The sequence below is a fragment of the Moorena sp. SIO3B2 genome (assembly GCF_010692525.1).
GTDB classification, from domain to species: domain Bacteria; phylum Cyanobacteriota; class Cyanobacteriia; order Cyanobacteriales; family Coleofasciculaceae; genus Moorena; species Moorena producens.
Map to the genome: position 1 here is coordinate 1 of NZ_JAAHHE010000736.1, position 1,998 is coordinate 1,998.

The window sequence follows — 1,998 nt, forward strand, 5'->3', positions numbered from 1 at the left end:
ATCACCTAGACCAATACCACTACTTTGGCACCAAAGCTTGCGATCGCGCTATCAACCGTTTGGCACTATCCCCCAACTCGCGAGTTTTGGACATTGGCAGCGGTGTTGGTGGGCCTGCTCGATACATGAGTTATAAAACGGGATGTCACATCCAATGTGTGGAATTAAGAGAGAATTTTAACGAAATTGCCCAAGAACTCACCCAACGAGTGGGACTTGACGAACGCATCCAATACCTCACAGGCAATATTCTAAGTCCCCAAGTCATTGACGCCCTGTTGCCAAGCTCATTTGACAGCATCATTTCTTTTTTATCATTTTTACACATTGAAAACCGCGATAAAATCCTGGAAATTTGTTTTCGCTCTTTGAAGGACAACGGCCTGATCTATATCGAAGACTACGTGGCCAATGGCACTCTTACACCAGAAGTGCAAACCACTCTAGAAGAAGTGGTTCAATCCTCTTATTTACCAACCCGCGAAACCTACCGCAATCACCTCGAACGTGTAGGATTTGCTGACATTTGTTTCATCGATTTAACAACAGGATGGAAAGGTTGGGTAAAAGAACGCTATCAAAAATTCCTCCAATCAAAAGAAGAATCAATCAAACTAGTCGGTGAAGACGTTTATGAACACCGTTGTCAATTTTATAAAACCATTAGCGACTTGTTTAAAAGCGGCAAGATTGGTGGCTCCTCGATTGTTGCAAAAAAACCTTGTGTTCCAAAAATTCACCAAGTACCTGATACATATTTCTCCTCTACAACCTCTGTGTATAGTGAACAATACCATTTCTTTCTCGAAGACGGTTCTCTACTTGCTCTAAGATATTTCAAAACTGGAACAATCGATCATTACTCAGCCTGGTGGAGCGACACCAAGGGCTACTCCCTGGAACTTATCAATACCTCCGAAAACCAACGCTCAAATCAACACATCTCTATCAAAAACAACGATCAAACCGGAACCATTTGTTTGCCAGAAGCTAATATAGAAATTCAATTCCAAGTTGCCGCCGAATTCACTTGGGCGGTTCCCGCTGAAAAAAATCATCGCGCCGTCATTCACCAACCAAAACTCCTGTGCACAGTGTACACAGGCGATCGCACTCAAAAAGCTATAGGTTATTGCAAAATTTATCAGGGAGATTACCCCAAGTTTTGGGGCTACCACTTTGTTCATGCCTTTTTCCCTGATTACGGAATCATTTGGAGTGCTGAAGCCACATTCGGCGAAGAAAAATACAATTATTTCAAGCTCATCAACACCTCCGAAACAGAAAACCAAATATTGTTAAACGGAGAAGATTCTTACCATCGCAAAACAAGTGCCCATGCCCGCATCGAAAACAAAAGATATCACTTGAAATTCGACAATAATGCTTTTGCCACTTGGTCGAGTATCCTGCGAAATCAACCATCGACTATGGAAAGTAAGCTATGCTTGGAATACAGACCCGCTATTCTAGAAATAGACGACCAAAAAGTGGGCGAAGGAATTTGTTTAAAAGAATTTTGTTTCGGCACAATTACATAAACAGAGGAAAGAAGGTTTCCTAGTATATCCGCATTGATCACAAGGAGTGCGATCGCTAAAATCATAGGGGTTCGGATTTTGGTTTTTGATCCTGAAGCGGAGGATATTCTTAAATGGACACTTTAGAGCGAGACCGGCAGATTATTCAAAAAATTATCTCTGACTACGCACAAATTCCTTATTCTTACGGAGAAATTGAACGAAATAGCGTTTTTGATTGTGAGCGCGATCGCTACCTATTGATGATAGTTGGTTGGGAGGGAGTGCGTCAAGTTCATGGCTGTATCATTCATGTGGAAATTATCGATGGCAAAATCTGGATTCATCGGGATGGGACAGAGGATGGCATCGCTGGGGAACTCCTAGAAGCAGGAATTCCCAAAGAGCGTATTGTGTTAGGTTTCAAATCACCCGGAGTGAGGAAGCACACAGGGTTTGCAGTTGCATAAAGTGAGTC

Annotated in this window: 2 protein-coding genes; both read left to right on the forward strand. The window is 42.3% G+C overall.

All coding sequences use genetic code 11. The features are described 5' to 3' along the window. Positions 1-1,541, forward strand: a 1,541-nt coding sequence (locus F6K38_RS40440) for an SAM-dependent methyltransferase (RefSeq protein ID WP_287360488.1), incomplete at its 5' end; no start/stop codon positions are given. A 113-nt stretch (positions 1,542-1,654) separates the two neighbouring features. Beyond that, complete coding sequence (locus F6K38_RS40445; RefSeq protein WP_287360490.1) at positions 1,655-1,990, forward strand: XisI protein; 336 nt, start codon at positions 1,655-1,657, stop codon at positions 1,988-1,990. The last annotated feature ends 8 nt before the right edge of the window (positions 1,991-1,998 follow it).

Bases quoted from the DNA above. Each gene is read 5' to 3' on its own strand.
- F6K38_RS40445 (WP_287360490.1), top strand. From the start codon at position 1,655: ATGGACACTTTAGAGCGAGACCGGCAGATTATTCAAAAAATTATCTCT.